Raw genomic sequence first — 16,818 nt, 5'->3', positions numbered from 1 at the left:
GAGACAATGCGCAGGTGACTGACGCGACCATCCTCACCGCCTGGGCTGCCCCGGCCGCTTCTGGGCCGCTGGATGCCGTTGTCACTCTGCCCGGCTCCAAGTCGCTGACCGCCCGGGCCCTAGTGCTTGCTGCCTTGGCGGACGCCCCGTCCACACTGCTGGGCGCCCTGCGCTCACGGGACACTGACCTGATGCTGGATGCCCTGCATGTGCTCGGCGTCGGCTCTGAGGTCTTGGATGATTCCGGCAGCAAACTGCGGATCTTCCCCGCTACCGAGCCGCTACCGGTCACCGCCCAGGGTGGGGAGCCGCCTCAGGTTGACTGTGGCTTAGCGGGCACCGTTATGCGCTTCGTGCCCCCTCTGGCTGCTTTAGCCCAGCGCCCCGTGGTGTTCGACGGCGACGAAGCCGCTCGCCTACGCCCCCTGGGCCCAGTCCTGGATGCCTTGGCGGCCCTAGGGGCCGCCGTCAGTGAATTGGGTGCGCCCGGTCACCTGCCGGTGCGCGTAGGCCCGGGCAGCGGTGCGCTCCTGCGTCCAGCCGACCCCGCCAACCCCACCGCCCCGCATCGGGTCAGCATCGATGCTTCCCAGTCCTCCCAATTTCTTTCTGCCCTCCTGCTCGTTGGGGCCTTGCTGCCTGGTGGTCTAGAGATCACCTCCACCGGGCCCGTCCCTTCCCTCCCCCATATACATATGACGGTGGAGAGCCTGCGTGAACGCGGGATCGTCGTCGATGAACCGGACCCACAGGCCCCTGAGGCTGCCCGCAGCTGGCGGGTTCACCCGGGGCGCCCCCACGGCGGCGAAGTCCTAATCGAACCAGACCTGTCCAATGCCGGGCCTTTCTTGGCCGCAGCCCTCATCTGCGGCGGCAGCGTGACCGTGCCACATTGGCCTGCACACACCACGCAAGCCGGGGCTGCCTGGCGTAAACTCCTGCCTCAGCTCGGCGGCACCGTCACCACCACCGCCCAGCCTGACGGCACCCTGCGATTCACCGCCCACGGCACGGGCCAGCTCACCGGAATCGACGCGGACCTCTCCGCCGTCGGCGAGCTGGCTCCCACAGTCGCCGCTCTATGCGTTCTAGCCGCTGCGCAGGGACATGCCTCCCGCCTGACTGGCATTGCCCATCTGCGTGGCCACGAGACCAACCGCCTGGCCGCCTTAGTGGCTGAGATCAACCGCTTGGGCGCCAGTGCGCGGGAAACCACCGACGGTCTAGATATCGAGGCGCTGCCTGCTGGGGCGCAGCTACACCCGACTCGCCTGCACACCTACGCCGACCACCGCCTGGCCACCTTCGCGGCGCTCATCGCCCTGGCCGTCCCCGGCACCACTTTGGACGACGTCGCCTGTACCTCCAAGACTCTCCCAGACTTCCCCACGATGTGGTCGGCAATGCTCGCCACCGGCGCTAGCACCCCCACAACAGCCAAGCCCACCACCGAGGACTGCTGCTGATGGGCCGCCGCGACACTGGCACCGACGATCCGCGCGTGCGCGTTCGCCCCGGGCGTGGCTCGCGCCCGCGCACCAAACAGCGCCCCAGTCACCAGGATGCGGTAACCGGCATGGTTACGCGCATCGATCGGGGCCACTACCGCATCCGCCTAGACGATCCCCAGCTCACCGCTAACGGCAGCGGGGACATAACCGCTATGAAAGCCCGTGAGCTGGGGCGAGGCAAGGTAGTGGTTGGGGACCGGGTAGGCGTCGTCGGCGATACCAGTGGCCGCAAGGACACCCTGGCGCGCCTGGTCCGCGTGCAAGAGCGCACCACCCTGCTGCGCCGCAGCGCCGAAGACGGCGACGCCGCTGGCACTGAGCGGCCGGTTGTTGCCAATGCTGAGCTGCTGGTAATCGTCACGGCCGTGGCGGACCCCGAGCCGCGCCCCCGCATGATCGACCGCTACTTGGTGGCCGCTTATGACGCAGGCATGGAGCCCCTGCTGGTCCTTAGCAAATCGGATTTGGCGGATGCCACCCCCTTGCTGGCGCTATATGAACCCCTGGGGGTGCGCTCCGTACCCACCCGCCTAGATGAGACGAGCCAGGCCCAATCCACCCGCGCTGGCGGAGGCGGCGTGGAGGCAGTGCGGGCGCTACTTGCCGGGCATACCTCCGTATTCGTGGGGCACTCTGGAGTCGGCAAGTCCACACTTATCAACGCGCTGGTGCCGGGCGCAGAGCGCGTCACCGGGCACGTAAATGAGGTCACTGGCCGGGGTCGCCACACCTCCACCAACCTACAGGCCCTAGAACTGCCCGGCGGCGGCTGGGTGATCGACACCCCCGGTGTGCGTTCCTTCGGCGTCTCGCATGTCTCCAGCACGGATGTGCTGCGCGGTTTCCCAGATCTAGCGGAGGTAGCTGAGGACTGCCCCCGCGGCTGTACGCACGAGACCGGGGTGCTCGACTGTGCTCTAGACGCATGGGCGGCCAGTGGTGCCGACGCCGACGGCGGTTCCAGCGCCAGCAAACCGGTAAACCGCCCTGCCAGCCCGCTGGCCCCGCGCCGGGCCCGCCTCGATTCTTTCCGCCGCCTGCTGGCACCATCCCTGGAGGCTGAAGACCCGGTGCCCAGCTCACACCGCCACCTAGGCACCTGAGCCCTCCGGCTCGGAGAGCGAGATCAACGCGCTTGACGTATGGTCTGCCCGTGACTGAGACGATCCGACTGGCTCGCTCTGCGGACCGGCTTCCCCTGACTGCCCTGCTGACAGAAGTTTTCAGCACAGACCCGCTTATGGAAGCCATCACCGCCCCGGCCCCGGACCCGCTGGCGGCCCTGCAGCACCTGCTCGACTTCGAGCTAACCGGCCACTACCTCTGCCCCAAGGCCCCCACCACCACGGACCTCGTCATTGACCACACGGGCCGGATCCTGGCTGCTGCCCTGTGGGATAACCCCATCCACGCTGGCGCTAAACCCACGGGTCCATTGGGAATCGGCGGCGAGCCGGGCAGCGTGCCAGAAGGCATTGACCACTCCATCATGGGCCCAGCCTGGGACCTGTGCCTGTTGGACGGACGGCTTTGTGAGACGGTCCGCCCACTCGCCCCGCACTGGCACCTGCAGATGCTCGCGGTCACCCCCGGCTTACAGGGCTTGGGTCTAGGTTCTCGACTCCTCAGGCACGGCCTAACTCGCGCAGCTGCAGACGCTTTGCCCGTGCACTTGGAGTCCACCACCCCCAGTTCCAAGCGCCTCTACGAGCGCCACGGCTTTCAGGAGGTGGCAGAGCTGGGACCGTGTGACCCCCTGCCGCGCTACTGGGCTTTAATCCGGCCTGCCAACGCTAAAGACCAGGCCTAGGGCCCGTTATGCAGCAGTCCAGCGTGCCCCCAGTGGCTACCCGTATCGAGTGGCGTCCCTGGCTAGCGATTGCCTTATTGAGCACGGGACTTGCCGTCGTCTCCTTGCTGAGTGATCTTCAGAGCGAGGCGTTGCTTTCCCGCAGCGTCCCTGACCAGCTTGCGGTAGCCCGCTGGGTGCTTTCCCAACTGCTCAACTCCGGAGTCTTGTGGGCGGGGGCCCAGTTGTTAGCAGGGGCCGTTATGGCTCGGCCCCTGCGTGGCGCTCTGGCAGCAGTACTAACTGGGGAGGCTTCCCTGGTGCTGCACTATGCCTTGGGGCGGCTGCTTGGGACTATGCCGGTGGGGGTATGGGAGGAGAACGCACACTGGTTTGTGATTGCTGTGATAGCAGGGGTTCCGCTGGGTGCCATGGGGGCTTTGTGGCGACGCCAGGGCCTGAGCGGACTAGTGGCGCGGCTGCTGGTGCCGGTTGGAGCGATCGTGGAGCCCTTTTTGCGGCACTGGCTGAGCAGCCGGCCAGAGGTAGTGGACCACAGCACTCCGAGCCTAGTTGCCGAACGTATCTCAGGCTGGACCCTGCTGGTGCTGGGCGCGATCGGAATTATTGTGGCGGTCGCCAGCTGGCGTCGGCGGGCCCGGAAGCAGCTTCCCTCTAATGCTTGACGCCGTCTCTCCCCGCTTGTCAAGCAGGCTGGTGGCGGCAGCTGCTTATAGGTACCCCCGGGCCAGCGCTTGCGCTGCCTAACCTGCAACAATTGCTGCGTATTAATTAGTACTCCGGGTTTGTCGTTACGATCAGCCCATGACAGCCGTAGCAAGCCTCCTACAGCCCCTAGCGGTTAACCAACTGGTTGACCGCTACGAGCGCACCGTACGCGACCTGCGCCTGTCCCTCACGGATCGCTGTAATCTGCGCTGCACCTACTGTATGCCCGCACAAGGTCTGGAGTGGTTGCCCGCAGCAGACCTGCTGACCACCGCTGAGACCGCAAGGCTGGCTCGGATCGCCGTGGAACGCCTGGGAGTGGAGCGCATCCGCCTCACCGGCGGGGAACCTCTGCTGCGTCGAGACCTGGAGGAGATCGTACAGGCGCTTTCCAAGCTGCGAACCCGCGCAGGCGTGAAACCGGACCTGGCCTTGACTACCAACGGTCTCGGCCTGGAACGGCGGGCTGCTGCGCTGCGAGCGGCGGGCCTGGACCGAGTGAATATCTCCATCGACTCGCTGGATGACGTGGAATACGCAAGCATCACGCGGCGCGACCGACTCGACGCCGTGCTGCGTGGCGTACGTGGCGCCCAAGAGGCTGGGCTCACACCGGTGAAGGTCAACGCCGTCGCCATGCCAGGGTCCCTCTCACGGCGAGCACCGCGTCTGCTGGCTGAATGCCTGCGGCATGGTTGGCAGCTGCGCTTCATCGAACATATGCCGTTGGGCCCACGCGGCTCGTGGCGTCCGGAGGAGGTCACTACTGCTGCCGAGGTGCTGGGAGTGCTGCGCAAATCTGGTTTCCAACTCCATGATGCGGGGCGCCCCGAGCGCCGTCCAGCTTCCCTGTGGAAGGTTGCGGCTGGAGTCGACGCCGAGGGCCTGCCTTACCCGGCTGGGACGGTGGGGGTGATTGCTTCTGTAAGCGATCCCTTCTGCTCAGACTGCGACCGCACGCGCTTAACGGCGGACGGGCGGGTCATGACCTGCTTGTTCTCCCCCACGGAAACAGACCTGCGCGGGCCGATGCGCGCGGGCGCCAGTGACGAAGAATTGATCGCACTCTGGGCGCAGGCCACCTGGGCTAAGCCCCTGGCCCACGGCACGAATGCGCCAGACCAGGAGCCTGTCGGTTTTGCGCAGCCAGGCCGGCTCATGTCCGCCATCGGCGGCTGAATAGTCCACCGCCTGCGTTCCCCAGCCCCCACGGGCATCCCAGAGCAGTCCTATCGACTTGCGCTAGAGTCCCGCAGGTCCCTAACCCAGGAGCTACTTTATGACCCCTAAGTCCCCAAACACTGAGTCCGCCCTTACCGAAGGTGCCCAGAGCCCAGCAGGTGGCGCACGAATTGTTGTGACTCTGCGCTACTTTGCAGCCGCCGCTGAAGCTGCCGGGCGCCCGGAGGAACTCGTGGAACTGCCAGCAGGTAGCACGCTGGCGGGGCTGCGCGCAGAGCTGGCCGGTCGGGGCACCCAGATGGCCAAGGTGGTGGGACTGTCCACTTTCCTGCTCAACGCCGTCGCCACGCCAGCAGATGCACTCGCGCCTTTATCTGATGGCGACCGCGTGGATCTGTTGCCGCCCTTTGCTGGCGGCTGAGCCAGCCCCTCCTCTCAGCCTGGTGTTAGGAGGGCTTAGCCCATATTGCTCCACTCGCTGGAACCGTCGGCGAATAGTTGCTGCTTCCACACCGGCAAGCGCAACTTGATCTCGTCCACCAGGTCAGAGGCCGCCCCAAAACCCTGTCCCCGATGCTCAGCAGCCACAGCGACCACAAGCGCCGTATCCCCCACTCGGAGGTCACCCACGCGGTGCACCGCGCCAACCGCCCGCACGCCTGGCCGCGCCGCCACCTCAGCTGCGATCTGGCCGATAATCTCCCCTGCGCTGGGGTGGCAGGAATAGCTGATGCCCTGCACGCCCCGCCCGCCGTCGTGGTTACGCACCACGCCCTCAAAGGTGACGACGGCGCCCGCGGCCTCGTCGCCCACCTGCCGGGACAGGGCCACTAGATCCAACACTGTCTCAGTCACGGTCGCACAGACCACCCGGCCCGGCACTGGACGGTCGGCAGCCTTAGGGCACTCAGGCTCGGGCGCACTGTGGGGGTGTGGGGTGGGCTCAGTCATTGCACTCTCCTAGGCGGGTTAGCTATTCCGGCCGCGAAGTTACCAGCCCCACCATGACACCAGGCATGATGGGGCTTACCCCACTTACCTCGCCGCCTCGCCGCCCAGCTTTGGAAGGATGACCGTGCTTGCATTGACCCCGCTGGAGGACTACCTGCGCCAGGTGCTCACCGCTCTCGCTCCCCTGCCACCCCGCCGGGTCCCGTTGTCACAAGCGCATGGTCTGGTCCTAGCTGAGCCAGTTACCGCTGAGTTACCGGTGCCGCCGTGGACCAATTCCGCCATGGATGGCTACGCCGTGCGGGCTGCCACAGTCCAGCCCACCAGCCCCGGTGCCGCCGTCGTCCTGCCGGTCTCCGGGGATATCCCGGCCGGCAGCGCCCCGACTGCGCTGCCTGAAGGCACCGCGATGCGCATCATGACCGGGGCCATGCTGCCGCCTGGGGCCGACGCCGTCGTGCGCGTGGAGGATACGGATCAGCAGCCCGGCAACCATCCCCTGCCCACCCAGGTGGAACTGCGGGCGCCGGTAAGCCCTGGCCAAAACGTGCGCATGGCTGGGGAGGATGTCTCCCCCGCAGACCCCGTGTTGCCCGCAGGCACAATCCTGTCAGCCACTGCCCTGTCCGCTTTAGCTTCGGTGGGGCGCGGGGAGGTCCTGGCTTACCCGCAGCCGCGCGTGGCGGTGGTTTCTACTGGCGCTGAGCTCACAGAGCCAGGCCAGCCCCTGAGTCCTGGCGCCATCCCTGACTCCAACTCACTGCTGCTCACCGGTCTGGCCCGAGAGGCCGGAGCCACAGTCACCGCCACTGTTCGCAGCGGTGACACCACCCAGGAGGTCGCGGCCTGTCTGCTGGAGGCGGCGGAGTCTGCGGATCTGCTCATAAGCTCTGGAGGGGTGTCTGCCGGGGCTTTTGACCCACTAACCATGCTGGCCGCAGTTCCCGAGCACCGCGAGCGCATCACCCTGAGCTTTATCAAGGTAGCGATGCAGCCAGGAAAACCCCAGGGCTGGGGGGTGGTGCGTGCCAGTGATGGCCGGGCCGTTCCGCTCCTTATGCTGCCGGGCAATCCGGTGAGCGTTTTAGTTTCCTTCCGCACCATCGTGGTGCCGGTGTTGGCACGCCTGACTGGGCTGGATCTTGACGGCGACGCCGCCGTGCCGAGTCTATTGCCGCGGCAGGCGCGGGCTGCAGTTGCCTGGAAAACTGCAGGTGCGCGCCGCCAGCATATTCCCGTGCGCATGGTTCCGGCCCCGGCGGGGGCTACAAGCGCTGCTGGCCTGTGGGTCTGTCCCACGCACCGCCTGGGTTCTGGCTCGCATCTGGTGGCTTCTTTGCCTGCGGCCCAGGCCTTGGCGGTGGTGGAGGCGGGTACGGCTACCGTAGAAGTGGGTGATGTGGTGTCTTTATTGCCACTGTCGGCCCCGTCGGCGCCTGGCCAGGCAGGCTGAGACCCCGCCTTCCTAACTAATTGCAGATCCGCGATGAGCCCCAGCAGGAGCAGTGATGACCGACCCTAACCAGATCCGCTTAACCCATTTGGACGCAGCTGGTGCTGCCTACATGGTGGATGTAACTGCCAAGACTCCCACTGTCCGCTCAGCCAGTGCTCGGGCCTTGGTGACCTGCTCCCCGCAGGTGGTGGCGGCGCTGCGGGACGGCACTGTGCCCAAAGGGGATGTGTTGGCGGTGGCCCGGGTGGCGGGGATCGCCGCTTCTAAGAAGGTGCCTGAATTGCTGCCTTTGGCGCATGTGATCGGAGTGCACGGCTGCAGCGTGGACCTGGCCATCACCGATGCGGGGGTGCGCATTGAGACCACCGTGCGCACTGCTGACCGCACTGGGGTGGAGATGGAGGCGCTGACGGCGGCAACTGTGGCTGCGTTGGCGGTGGTGGACATGGTCAAAGGAGTGGACCGTTCGGCGGCGATCCGTGAGGTGGTGGTGACCCGCAAGAGTGGGGGCCGTTCAGGGGATTGGGTGCGCCCCGTTGACTGACGGCTTAGCAGTTGACGTGGTGGTGCTGGGTGGGGGAACTGGCCGGCGCCTGGGTGGGGTGTCTAAGCCAGAGGTGGTGGCGCGAGGTGCCCGCCTGCTTGACCATTTGCTGATGGGCCTGGAGAGCCTGAAAACCCCGGGGTGGCTAGGCACTAACTTCCTGCTTGGGCGCATCTGTGTAGTGGCCCCGAAGTCAGTAGCCCTGCCTGACGGCGTGCTGCGTGCCTTGGAGGAGCCGCCGCTGGGCGGCCCGGTGGCCGGCCTTGCCGCCGGGTTACAGGCCCTGGGGAAGCAAGTGGGTGGTGCGGCGCCTTGGACGGCTCTGCTCACCTGTGACGCTCCCGGAGCCTGGCGACTCTTGCCTGGGCTGCTGCCAAGGCTGGCAGACTCGGTTGGCTCTGGTAGGCAGGCTGGGGACGGCGTCTGCCCGCTTGTTGCTGACCGCCCGCAATATCTCTTGGGCATCTACCGCACGGCGTCGCTGCAAGACACTGTGGCCCCAGGTGGGGTGCCGCTGCGGGATGTGCCAGTCAAAAGCACTTTTGCCAGCCTGCGGGTACATGAGATTGATCTTGATGAGGCGTCAGCTGCTGCGGCCGTGGACTTGGATACCTGGGCGGAGATCCACCAATGGGATCGCCACCCCTAGGCCACAGCGCCTTGAGCTCTCTCGGCCAGGCCTTGGCGCTACCGCTGCGGCGCCGGCAGCAGCTACGGCCTCCCCTTACCTCAGTGGTCGCCGCCAGCTAACTGTTCCAGAATATGCGCCACCAGCGGCCCCACGACTGCCACGGTGTCTTTAACGCCGCCACATGAGCCGGGGGCGTTGACTACCAGGGTGCCGTCAGCCTCCCGGTTAGTGACGCCCACCAGCCCTCTTGAGAGTGCGGCCCGAGGTGTTTGATTAAGGCCATAGGCGCGGATCTGTGCCTCAATACCTTCCAGACGCAGAGCCAGCAGCGGTGCCGTGCCTTCCGGGGTGAGGTCGCGGGGAGTGATACCCGTGCCGCCGGTGGTTAGCACCACGCGGGCGCCGTCGTCTACCGCAGCTTGGATGGCCTGGCGCACAGATTCAACGCCGTCAGGAACCACCGCCACCTGCGCGACGTTGATGCCGTGCACGCGCAGCAACTCAGCGGCCAGCGGGCCGGAGGCGTCCTCGCGGGCACCAGCAGCACAGCGGTCAGAAACGGTGATGACGGCGCCCCGAATCGGGGTGGGCAGCGGGTGTTGGTGATTCTCAGCTTCGTCAAAGTGGGTGGCAGACACGCTGGGACTTTACCGCCTTCCTGTTGCCAGCAGGCCCGGCCTTCTGGCCCGTCCATAGCATTTCTGGTAGAGCTGGGCATGGAAATGGCTCATGCCCGAGCTCAATCGCCCTGCAGCCGGGGCGGAAACTCGCAGAGCAGCCTTGTAGTCACGCTCGTTAGAAGGGAGCCCTCAATGGATGTCACCCGCCGCACCACCATTTCTGCCCTGTCGCTGTTTGCAGCCAGTGCGCTAGGTGCCTGCGGTGGCTCCTCTGGAGGTGCTTCTAACAGTGCGTCTGGGGCCAGCAGCAGCCCAGCTTCAGCAGGCAGTTCCTCCGGCTCTGCTACCGCGGGCACAGCCACCGCAGCACTGTCCGGCAAGGTAACGGTTTTCGCGGCCGCCTCCCTGCAAAAGGCTTTCGAACAGCTGGCCACCGACTTCAAGCAGGCTCACCCAGGGGTGGAGTACAGCTTCGACTTCCAGGGCTCCCAAGACCTGGTGACTGCCCTAGCCGAGGGTGCTGCCGCAGATATTTTGGCCACCGCCAACAACAAAACCATGCAGGACGCCACCGGCAAAGGTCTGGTCGCTAAGAGTCAAGAGTTCGCCACCAATGTCCTGACCCTAATTGTCCCCAAGGGCAACCCAGCGCACGTCACGGGCATCAACGATGGCTCCCTGGACCAGGCCAAGCTGGTGGTTTGTGCCCCGCAGGTGCCTTGTGGGGCCGCTACCCAGAAGCTCACTGCGGAGCTGGGCATAAGTTTAAACCCGGTCTCTGAAGAGCAAAAGGTCACTGATGTGCGCGGCAAAGTGGAGTCCGGTGAAGCCGACGCCGGCCTGGTGTACACCACAGATGCCAAATCCTCCGGAGAAAAAGTGGAGGCGGTTGCCCTGCCTGCCAACCAGGTCAAGAACCATTACCCGGTGGCAGTCACCAAGACAGCCACCAACCCGCAGGCCGCCCAGGCCTTCGTGGACCACCTGCTCTCCCCTGCCGGGCAGAAGGTATTGCAAGAGCAGTACGGCTTTGGTGCCCCTGAGGCCAAGTGAGCCACCAGTCTTCCCGGGCCCGGCGCTCACCTTTGCCTGTGGTGGTGAGCGCTTTGGCCCTGCTGGGGGCCTGCGCCCTGGTATTGCCGCTGGTGGGCTTGGGCACGCGCGTGCCCTGGGGGCGCTTGCCGGAGCTGCTCACCTCTGAGCACGCCCGGGTGGCTTTGAGCTTATCTCTGCGCACCAGCCTGCTGTCCACCGCCATCTGCGTGCTGTTGGGGATGCCCTTGGCGCTGTTGCTGGCTCGGCAATGGCCGGGGGTGCGGGTGGCGCGAGTGTTGGCGGTGCTGCCCATGACCATGCCGCCGGTGGTGGCAGGCATCGCCCTGCTGTCCACCCTGGGGCGGCGGGGCCTGCTGGGGGGCGTTCTGGAGGCCGCTGGCTTGCAGGTCTCATTCACGACGGCGGCCGTGGTGCTGGCGCAGGTCTTTGTGTCTATGCCCTTCCTGGTGGTCACTTTGGAGGCGGCGCTGCGCAGCCGGGATACGCAGGCGGAGCAGACTGCCCGAGTACTGGGGGCGGGCCCCTGGATGGTGCTTAGACGTGTGACTTTGCCGCTGGTGGCTCCGGCCCTGGGGCGCGGGGTGGCGCTGGCGCTGGGCCGCAGTCTGGGTGAGTTTGGGGCGACGATTGCCTTCGCTGGTTCCAAAGAGGGCGTCACCCGCACGATGCCGCTGGCGATCTACTTGGAGCGGGAAAACGACTCTGGTACTTCCTTAGCCTTGGCAGTGGTGCTGATCGCACTGTCTTTCTTGGTGGTTGGCGCCACCAGCGTCAACTGGGGCGAGCTGCGCCAGCATTTGGCTGGTGGCATCCGGCATGACAAGGGTGTAGTGGCCGAGCTTGCTGAAGTACCGCTTGCAGCCACCGCATTGCCTAAGCGGATCGGCAGTGCGGAGCCAACAGCGTCACCCATTGGGGTGGCGGGCAGCCAGCCTCGCGGCCAGGAGCTGCAGCTGAGCTGTGCTTTGCAAGAGCGCGACGTGGATGTGGAACTGCAGCTGCCTGCGGGGCATGTGCTGGCGCTGGTTGGCCCCAACGGCTCAGGCAAGTCCACTGTCTGCCAGGTGGCGGCTGGGCTGCTGGACGCCGCGGGCGGGCAGCTCAGTTTGGGCGGTCGTCTGCTGGACGGACCGGGGGTTTTTGTGCCGGCTGGGAAGCGTGGTGTGGCGCTGCTGCGCCAAGATCCGGGGGTATTCACGCATATGAGCGTGCTGGAGAATGTGGCTTTTGGGCCGCGTTGCCAGGGGTTCAGCCGTTCCCAGGCCCGCGAGCGCGCTCAGACCGAGCTAATGGCGGTTGGTGCCAGTCACCTGGCGGGACGCCGTGGTGGGGAGTTATCTGGCGGTCAGGCAGCGCGGGTGGCTCTGGCTCGTGCTCTAGCCACTTCCCCACGCCTGCTGGTGCTTGACGAGCCCATGGCCGCGCTAGACGTGGGGGCGCGAACGCAGTTGCGCAGCCTGTTGGCTCGTCGCGTGGCCCAGGCAGGGCTGACCGTGCTGCTGGTGACGCATGACGTGGTGGATGTGGCGGCCCTGGCGGATACGGTGATGGTCCTGGATGCGGGGCGGGTGGTGGAGTCCGGACCTGCTGCCCAGGTCTTGACAGCCCCCTCCAGCCATTTCAGCGCCAGTCTGACTGGCCTGTCGGTGCTTCCTGGCGTGGTGGAGGGGGATGCCACTGCGCCACGTCTGCGCCTGGAGACGGGGATGCTGTTGGCCTCCCGCCCGGGGCAGGCGGATTTGCCGGAGCCGGGCCCGGGTGCGGCATTGGTGCCGCCTGACGCCGTCGCCTTGTATCCGGACGGCGCCAGCGCCGGCAGCCCTCGCAACTGTCTGCCGGGGACCGTGTCTGCTTTGGAGCGCACAGGTGGGCTGGTGACAGTGTCTGTGGCCCTGGCTGGCACCGCGCTTCCTGGGCCTATGCTGCGGGCGGCGGTTACGGCTGGGGCGGTGGCTGAGCTGGGGCTCGTGCCCGGCAGCGAGGTGGTCTGTGTGGTTAAGGCGGTGCAGGTGCGTTTGGTGGGGCGGCGTCCCGGCACCCGCGGGGAGAATACCGGGGTGGGGCAGCCTCAGGAGCAGGAGATATGAGCATGACAGAGCCGACGGCGTCGGTGGTGGCTGACTCGCGGCTGCGGCCTCTGAGCGAGGCCGAACAGCGCCGCTACGCCCGCAACCTGCTGGTCCACCAGGTGGGGGTGCTCGGGCAGCAGCGGATTCGAGCTGCGCGGGTGCTGGTGGTAGGTCTGGGAGGTCTGGGCTCGCCTGCGGCTCTGTACCTGGCAGCGGCTGGGGTGGGCACTTTGGGCCTAGTGGACCCGGACCGGGTGGAGGTCTCCAACCTGCAGCGGCAGGTCCTCCATACGACCACTGAGATCGGCAGCCCCAAAACCGGCTCCGCCCGGGCATCCCTGGCAGCCCTCAACCCTGATATCGAACTGGTGGTTTTCCCGGAACGGCTTACTAGTGCCAATGTCGCAGACCTGCTGCCGGGTTGGGATGTAGTGGTAGATGGTACGGACAGCCTCCCTACCCGTTACTTGTTGGGGGAGGCTACTGCCCAGCTCGGGATTCCGCTGGTCCACGGGGCAGTGCTGGGCACGCATGGGCAGGTGGGGGTCTTTGACGCCCGGCAGGGCCCCTGTTTCCACTGCCTGCACCCGGTGGCGCCGGAACCGGAGATGGTTCCCTCTGCAGCGCAAGCGGGAGTGTTGGGGGCTTTGGCTGGGACGGTCGGCTCCCTGCAGGCTATGGAGGTTCTGAAGCTAGTGGTGGGTGGGGCTAGTCCCCTCATTGGCCGGATGCTGGTGTTGGATCTGTGGGGCGCGCGGGTAAATGAGCTGGCAGTGGCCAAAAGCCCCGCCTGCCCGGTATGCGGTGCCGGCGGTGTCCTGAACGAATCGGGCCTTCGCGCCAGGGAATCCGCGTCTTACCATGGTTGAAGATACGTAATCTTTAGGCTCTCCAGCCTGAGAGCGCCCTACCCTGCAAAGGAGCCGCTCGTGGTAGACAACGGCGTTGAAGCCCAGTCCCCGGAAGACGCTGGGCTGACTGAGGCGGAGCAGTTGGCTGCGCGCAAGAACCGGGCCCTAGCTCAGGCGCTGCGCCGGGCTCGCGCGGAGCTGGAGGCCGCTCACCGGGAGATCACTCGGCTCACCTCCCCGGCGCTAAGTCACGCCACGCTTATTGAGGTGGTGGACCCTTTGGAGCGTCTCCTGGACGTCGCCCAGGGAGGTCGGAGATTGCGGGTGCGGGCCTGCGAGCACTTGCCTTTGGGGGGCCTGGTGGCTGGCACTCCCCTGCTGCTTAACGCAGACCTGCATGCGGTGGAGCTGGGCAGCCTGGCGGATACTGGCGAGTTGGTGTCCTTAGAGCAACGCCTAGACGCGCATCACGTGCTGGTAGCTGTTCGCAGTGAGGACTCCCGGGTACTGCGCCTAGCCCCCGCGCTGGTGGAAACCCGCCTGCGCCCTGGCGACAGTCTCCTAGCAGATGTGCGCGAAGGGACGGTTATCTCAGTGGTGCCCCGCCAGGAGGTTGAGGATCTGCTCTTAGAGGCCGCCCCGGACACGCCTTGGGAGGCTATCGGTGGCTTAGACGCCACCTTGGAGAAGATCCGCGACGCCGTCGAGCTGCCCATGACACATCCCGAACTTTTTGCTGAGCATCATCTGCGTCCACCGCGCGGTCTGCTCCTGTATGGTCCGCCCGGCGTCGGCAAAACCCTGGTCGCCCGGGCTGTGGCCACCTCCCTGACCCAAGCCACTGGCCGGCGCACCCACTTCCTGAGCATTAAAGGCCCCCAGCTGCTGGACAAATACGTTGGCGAGACCGAGCGCCGTATCCGCCTGATTTTCACGCGCGCCCGCGATAAGGCTGCCGACGGCGTCCCGGTGGTTATCTTTTTCGATGAGATGGAGTCCCTGTTCCGCACCCGCGGCACCGGGGTGTCTTCGGATGTGGAAACCACGGTGGTGCCCCAGCTGCTAGCGGAAATCGACGGCGTGGAAGAAATGCGCAATGTGGTGGTCATCGGCGCCTCCAACCGGGAGGACATGATCGACCCGGCGATCCTGCGGCCCGGGCGCCTGGATGTGCGCGTACGCATTGACCGCCCCGATCGGGAGGCCTCCGGCCAAATCCTGGCCCGCTACCTGACCACCGACCTGCCCCTAGCCGCCAGTGAAATTGCGGCCCGAGGCTCAGCGCAGGCGGCAGTACAGGCCATGAGCGAGGCCGTCTTAAAGGCCCTATTCACCCGCGATGCCTCCACCGAGGTGCTGCACGTTTACCGCCGCTCTGGTGCCTGCGAAACCTGGCACCTGGCCGATCTGGTCTCTGGCGCGATGATCGCCTCCGTGGTCGAGCGCGCCAAGGGGGCAGCGCTCAAGGATGCTTTGGCGGGCCGTCGCGGCCTTACCACCGCCCACCTGCTGGCTGCGGTCGCCGCTGAGGTTGCCGACGCCGCCGAGCAGCCGGGCACCTCAGACCCGGAGGAATGGGCGCGCGTCATCGGTCGGAGTCGGCGCACCGACCCGGTTACTGCGCTGATTCCAGCCGGAGAGGAGAACCGTCCATGATTACTGTTCGCCGCGTCATGGGCATTGAGACGGAGTACGCCCTCATTGACCGCGATTGCCCGCAGGCCGATCCCCAGGAGTTGGCCACCGATCTGCTCTACGCCTATGCCACCCACGCGGCCGCGCAGGGGTCCCCCTCCACCAGGCATGTGCCGTCCAAAACGGACCGCAGCTTGGCGCGCGGGGCAGGAACCCGTTTTGACTACTCCGGCGAGCTACCTCAACGCGATGCCCGCGATGGGCAAGAGCATGACCTGCTCCCAGAGGCCCGCACCGATTTGGAGGCCGGGGCGGTCCTTACCGGCTCCCCGGCGCGGTGGATACACCGGGTGGATGCCTTCGGCCAGCACTACTACCGGGGCACCTCCACCCAGGCCGCCAACGGGGCTCGCCTATACGTGGACCACACCCACCCTGAATACGCCTCGCCTGAGGTTCTGGGGCCGGTGGCTGCCGCCACCTACGACCGGGCCGGGGACCGACTCATGCACGAAGCGGAGCAGGCACTAAGTGCTGAGCGCGGCACTCGGGTCCAGGTCATCAAGAACAACACCGACGGCCGTGGCTCCGCCTGGGGTGCCCACGAGTCCTACGCCGTGGCACGGGAAAGCTCCTGGGAGTTGCTCACGGATATCCTGCTGCCGCTGTTGGTTAGCCGCCTGGTGGTATGCGGTTCGGGCCGAGTGGGTGTGGGAGCAGCCGGTGAGGAGCCTGGCTTCCAGATCCTGGCCCGAGCTGACTACGTCGAGCAGCCGGTGTCCCTGTACACCACGCGCAACCGCCCCATAGTCAACACGCGCGACGAGCCCCACGCCGATGCCCGCCAGTGGCGGCGCCTCCACGTCATCACGGCTGATTCCTCCACTTTAGAAGTGAGTGCCGTGCTGCGCCTGGGCCTGACTGCTTGCGTACTCAGCCTAGTTGAGCAGGCCCCGCAGCGGGCGCGGGCACTGGCCGACCGCCTGGCCCTGGCGGACCCGGTGGAGGCTATCAAGGTCTTCTCATATGACACTTCCCTGCGCGCCCGCTGCCCGTTGGTCTGCGGCGGAAAGGCCAGCGCTCTGGAAATCCAATGGGATTTTCTGGAGGAGGTGGAGTCCTGTCTTGGCGAGGGCACAGTTGACGAGGAGACGGCCCTGGTGCTGGCTTTGTGGCGCGAGGCTTTGGAGGCTCTGGACCGGGGCCCGGGGCAGGCGGCCCAGCTGGTGGAGTGGTGTGCCAAGCTCACGCTGCTGGAGCGGTTGCGGGAGCGGGCAGGCTGCGGTTGGGACGATCCTCGTATGCGTGCAGCGGATTTGCAGTTCGCCGTTGTGGACCCGGCAAGTTCTCTGGCTGCCCGCCTAGAGCGGGCGGGCCAGGTGCGGCGTCTGTTGGAGGACGACGCCGTGGCCGCAGCGGTTACCCAGGCGCCAGACAACACACGGGCCGGGGGCCGGGCAGCCTTCCTACGGCTTTTCCCTGAGCAAGTGTGGGCGGCTAGCTGGACCTCCCTGGTGTTGGACACCGGTGAGACGCGACTGCTGCGAGTCACCCTGCCTGACCCGCTGCATCCCACTGGCCAGGAAGTTGAGCAGGCCTATGCCGGTACTGCCCCTGACGCTCCCCCAGTCACCCGGCTGCTCGCCACGCTGGAGGCCCTGGGCCTGGACGTGCCCGCCCAACCGGAGACTTTCGGCTGGGACGAGGGCTTCTACGCCACGGCCCCGGCCTCCAGCGCAGCCACAGATGCGGGCACTGACACCAACCCAAGTGCTTGAGACCACCAGCCCCATC

At 66.5% G+C, this 16,818-nt stretch carries 16 protein-coding genes; 14 read left to right on the top strand and 2 right to left on the bottom strand.

The window, feature by feature from the left end:
• Window positions 1–14: 14 nt before the first annotated feature.
• From aroA to DR039_RS05055, 6 genes are all read left to right on the top strand, one after another.
• Entirely contained in the window at window positions 15–1,466 is a 1,452-nt protein-coding gene (aroA, locus tag DR039_RS05080; RefSeq protein WP_229116816.1) for a 3-phosphoshikimate 1-carboxyvinyltransferase, read from the top strand.
• Complete coding sequence (gene rsgA, locus DR039_RS05075; protein ID WP_111836306.1) at window positions 1,466–2,614, top strand: ribosome small subunit-dependent GTPase A; 1,149 nt, start codon at window positions 1,466–1,468, stop codon at window positions 2,612–2,614. Before aroA ends, rsgA begins: the two co-directional genes overlap by 1 nt.
• Before the next feature lie 50 nt (window positions 2,615–2,664).
• A complete protein-coding gene (locus DR039_RS05070) occupies window positions 2,665–3,321 on the top strand; it encodes a GNAT family N-acetyltransferase (RefSeq protein WP_229116815.1) in 657 nt (218 codons plus the stop codon).
• An 8-nt stretch (window positions 3,322–3,329) separates the two neighbouring features.
• Window positions 3,330–3,986, top strand: coding sequence for a hypothetical protein (locus DR039_RS05065; protein WP_111836305.1), 657 nt, complete (start codon window positions 3,330–3,332; stop codon window positions 3,984–3,986).
• Window positions 3,987–4,125: 139 nt separating this feature from the next.
• Complete coding sequence (gene moaA / locus DR039_RS05060; RefSeq protein WP_111836304.1) at window positions 4,126–5,208, top strand: GTP 3',8-cyclase MoaA; 1,083 nt, start codon at window positions 4,126–4,128, stop codon at window positions 5,206–5,208.
• A 100-nt stretch (window positions 5,209–5,308) separates the two neighbouring features.
• The gene (locus DR039_RS05055; protein ID WP_111836303.1) at window positions 5,309–5,632 is read left to right on the top strand and encodes a MoaD/ThiS family protein; all 324 of its coding nucleotides are present in this window, start codon (window positions 5,309–5,311) and stop codon (window positions 5,630–5,632) included.
• Between the two features lie 35 nt (window positions 5,633–5,667).
• Here DR039_RS05055 and DR039_RS05050 read toward each other — a convergent pair whose 3' ends face one another.
• A complete protein-coding gene (locus tag DR039_RS05050) occupies window positions 5,668–6,162 on the bottom strand; it encodes a molybdenum cofactor biosynthesis protein MoaE (protein ID WP_111836302.1) in 495 nt (164 codons plus the stop codon).
• 118 nt (window positions 6,163–6,280) lie between these two features.
• On the opposite strand from DR039_RS05050, the gene DR039_RS05045 reads away from it, so the two are divergent.
• The 3 genes from DR039_RS05045 to mobA are packed head-to-tail and all read left to right on the top strand — an operon-like array spanning window position 6,281 to window position 8,811.
• Complete coding sequence (locus DR039_RS05045) at window positions 6,281–7,615, top strand: molybdopterin molybdotransferase MoeA (RefSeq protein ID WP_318268908.1); 1,335 nt, start codon at window positions 6,281–6,283, stop codon at window positions 7,613–7,615.
• Between the two features lie 55 nt (window positions 7,616–7,670).
• Complete coding sequence (gene moaC / locus DR039_RS05040) at window positions 7,671–8,162, top strand: cyclic pyranopterin monophosphate synthase MoaC (RefSeq protein ID WP_111836301.1); 492 nt, start codon at window positions 7,671–7,673, stop codon at window positions 8,160–8,162.
• A complete protein-coding gene (gene mobA / locus DR039_RS05035) occupies window positions 8,155–8,811 on the top strand; it encodes a molybdenum cofactor guanylyltransferase (protein WP_229116814.1) in 657 nt (218 codons plus the stop codon). The genes moaC and mobA overlap by 8 nt, the downstream gene beginning before the upstream one ends.
• A gap of 80 nt (window positions 8,812–8,891) precedes the next feature.
• Here mobA and DR039_RS05030 read toward each other — a convergent pair whose 3' ends face one another.
• Window positions 8,892–9,431 carry a MogA/MoaB family molybdenum cofactor biosynthesis protein gene (locus DR039_RS05030; protein ID WP_111836299.1) on the bottom strand — a complete coding sequence of 180 codons (540 nt, stop codon included), beginning with the start codon at window positions 9,429–9,431 and terminating at the stop codon, window positions 8,892–8,894.
• 174 nt (window positions 9,432–9,605) lie between these two features.
• Here DR039_RS05030 and modA point away from each other — a divergent pair, with 174 nt between their 5' ends.
• Genes modA through DR039_RS05005 form a run of 5 tightly spaced genes read left to right on the top strand, consistent with a single transcriptional unit; the run spans window position 9,606 to window position 16,802 of the window.
• Window positions 9,606–10,466, top strand: a complete 861-nt coding sequence (gene modA / locus DR039_RS05025) for a molybdate ABC transporter substrate-binding protein (protein ID WP_111836298.1) — start codon at window positions 9,606–9,608, stop codon at window positions 10,464–10,466.
• Window positions 10,467–10,510: 44 nt separating this feature from the next.
• Window positions 10,511–12,556, top strand: coding sequence for a molybdate ABC transporter permease subunit (gene modB / locus DR039_RS05020; protein WP_111836416.1), 2,046 nt, complete (start codon window positions 10,511–10,513; stop codon window positions 12,554–12,556).
• Entirely contained in the window at window positions 12,553–13,407 is an 855-nt protein-coding gene (locus DR039_RS05015; RefSeq protein ID WP_111836297.1) for a HesA/MoeB/ThiF family protein, read from the top strand. The genes modB and DR039_RS05015 overlap by 4 nt, the downstream gene beginning before the upstream one ends.
• 60 nt (window positions 13,408–13,467) lie before the next feature.
• Complete coding sequence (gene arc / locus DR039_RS05010) at window positions 13,468–15,045, top strand: proteasome ATPase (protein WP_229116813.1); 1,578 nt, start codon at window positions 13,468–13,470, stop codon at window positions 15,043–15,045.
• Complete coding sequence (locus DR039_RS05005; protein WP_111836295.1) at window positions 15,042–16,802, top strand: proteasome accessory factor PafA2 family protein; 1,761 nt, start codon at window positions 15,042–15,044, stop codon at window positions 16,800–16,802. Before arc ends, DR039_RS05005 begins: the two co-directional genes overlap by 4 nt.
• Window positions 16,803–16,818 lie beyond the last annotated feature (16 nt).

Origin of the sequence: Actinomyces bovis (assembly GCF_900444995.1) — a bacterium.
Lineage (GTDB): Bacteria > Actinomycetota > Actinomycetes > Actinomycetales > Actinomycetaceae > Actinomyces > Actinomyces bovis.
The sequence above is the reverse complement of the archived record's forward strand: the minus strand, read 5'-3'. Positions and strand labels throughout refer to the sequence as shown.

Coding starts and splice junctions, on each gene's coding strand:
- rsgA (WP_111836306.1), top strand. CDS start 1,466: ATGGGCCGCCGCGACACTGGCACCGACGATCCGCGCGTGCGCGTTCGC.
- DR039_RS05065 (WP_111836305.1), top strand. CDS start 3,330: ATGCAGCAGTCCAGCGTGCCCCCAGTGGCTACCCGTATCGAGTGGCGT.
- moaA (WP_111836304.1), top strand. CDS start 4,126: ATGACAGCCGTAGCAAGCCTCCTACAGCCCCTAGCGGTTAACCAACTG.
- DR039_RS05055 (WP_111836303.1), top strand. CDS start 5,309: ATGACCCCTAAGTCCCCAAACACTGAGTCCGCCCTTACCGAAGGTGCC.
- DR039_RS05050 (WP_111836302.1), bottom strand. CDS start 6,162: ATGACTGAGCCCACCCCACACCCCCACAGTGCGCCCGAGCCTGAGTGC.
- DR039_RS05045 (WP_318268908.1), top strand. CDS start 6,281: ATGACCGTGCTTGCATTGACCCCGCTGGAGGACTACCTGCGCCAGGTG.
- moaC (WP_111836301.1), top strand. CDS start 7,671: ATGACCGACCCTAACCAGATCCGCTTAACCCATTTGGACGCAGCTGGT.
- modA (WP_111836298.1), top strand. CDS start 9,606: ATGGATGTCACCCGCCGCACCACCATTTCTGCCCTGTCGCTGTTTGCA.
- DR039_RS05015 (WP_111836297.1), top strand. CDS start 12,553: ATGAGCATGACAGAGCCGACGGCGTCGGTGGTGGCTGACTCGCGGCTG.
- DR039_RS05005 (WP_111836295.1), top strand. CDS start 15,042: ATGATTACTGTTCGCCGCGTCATGGGCATTGAGACGGAGTACGCCCTC.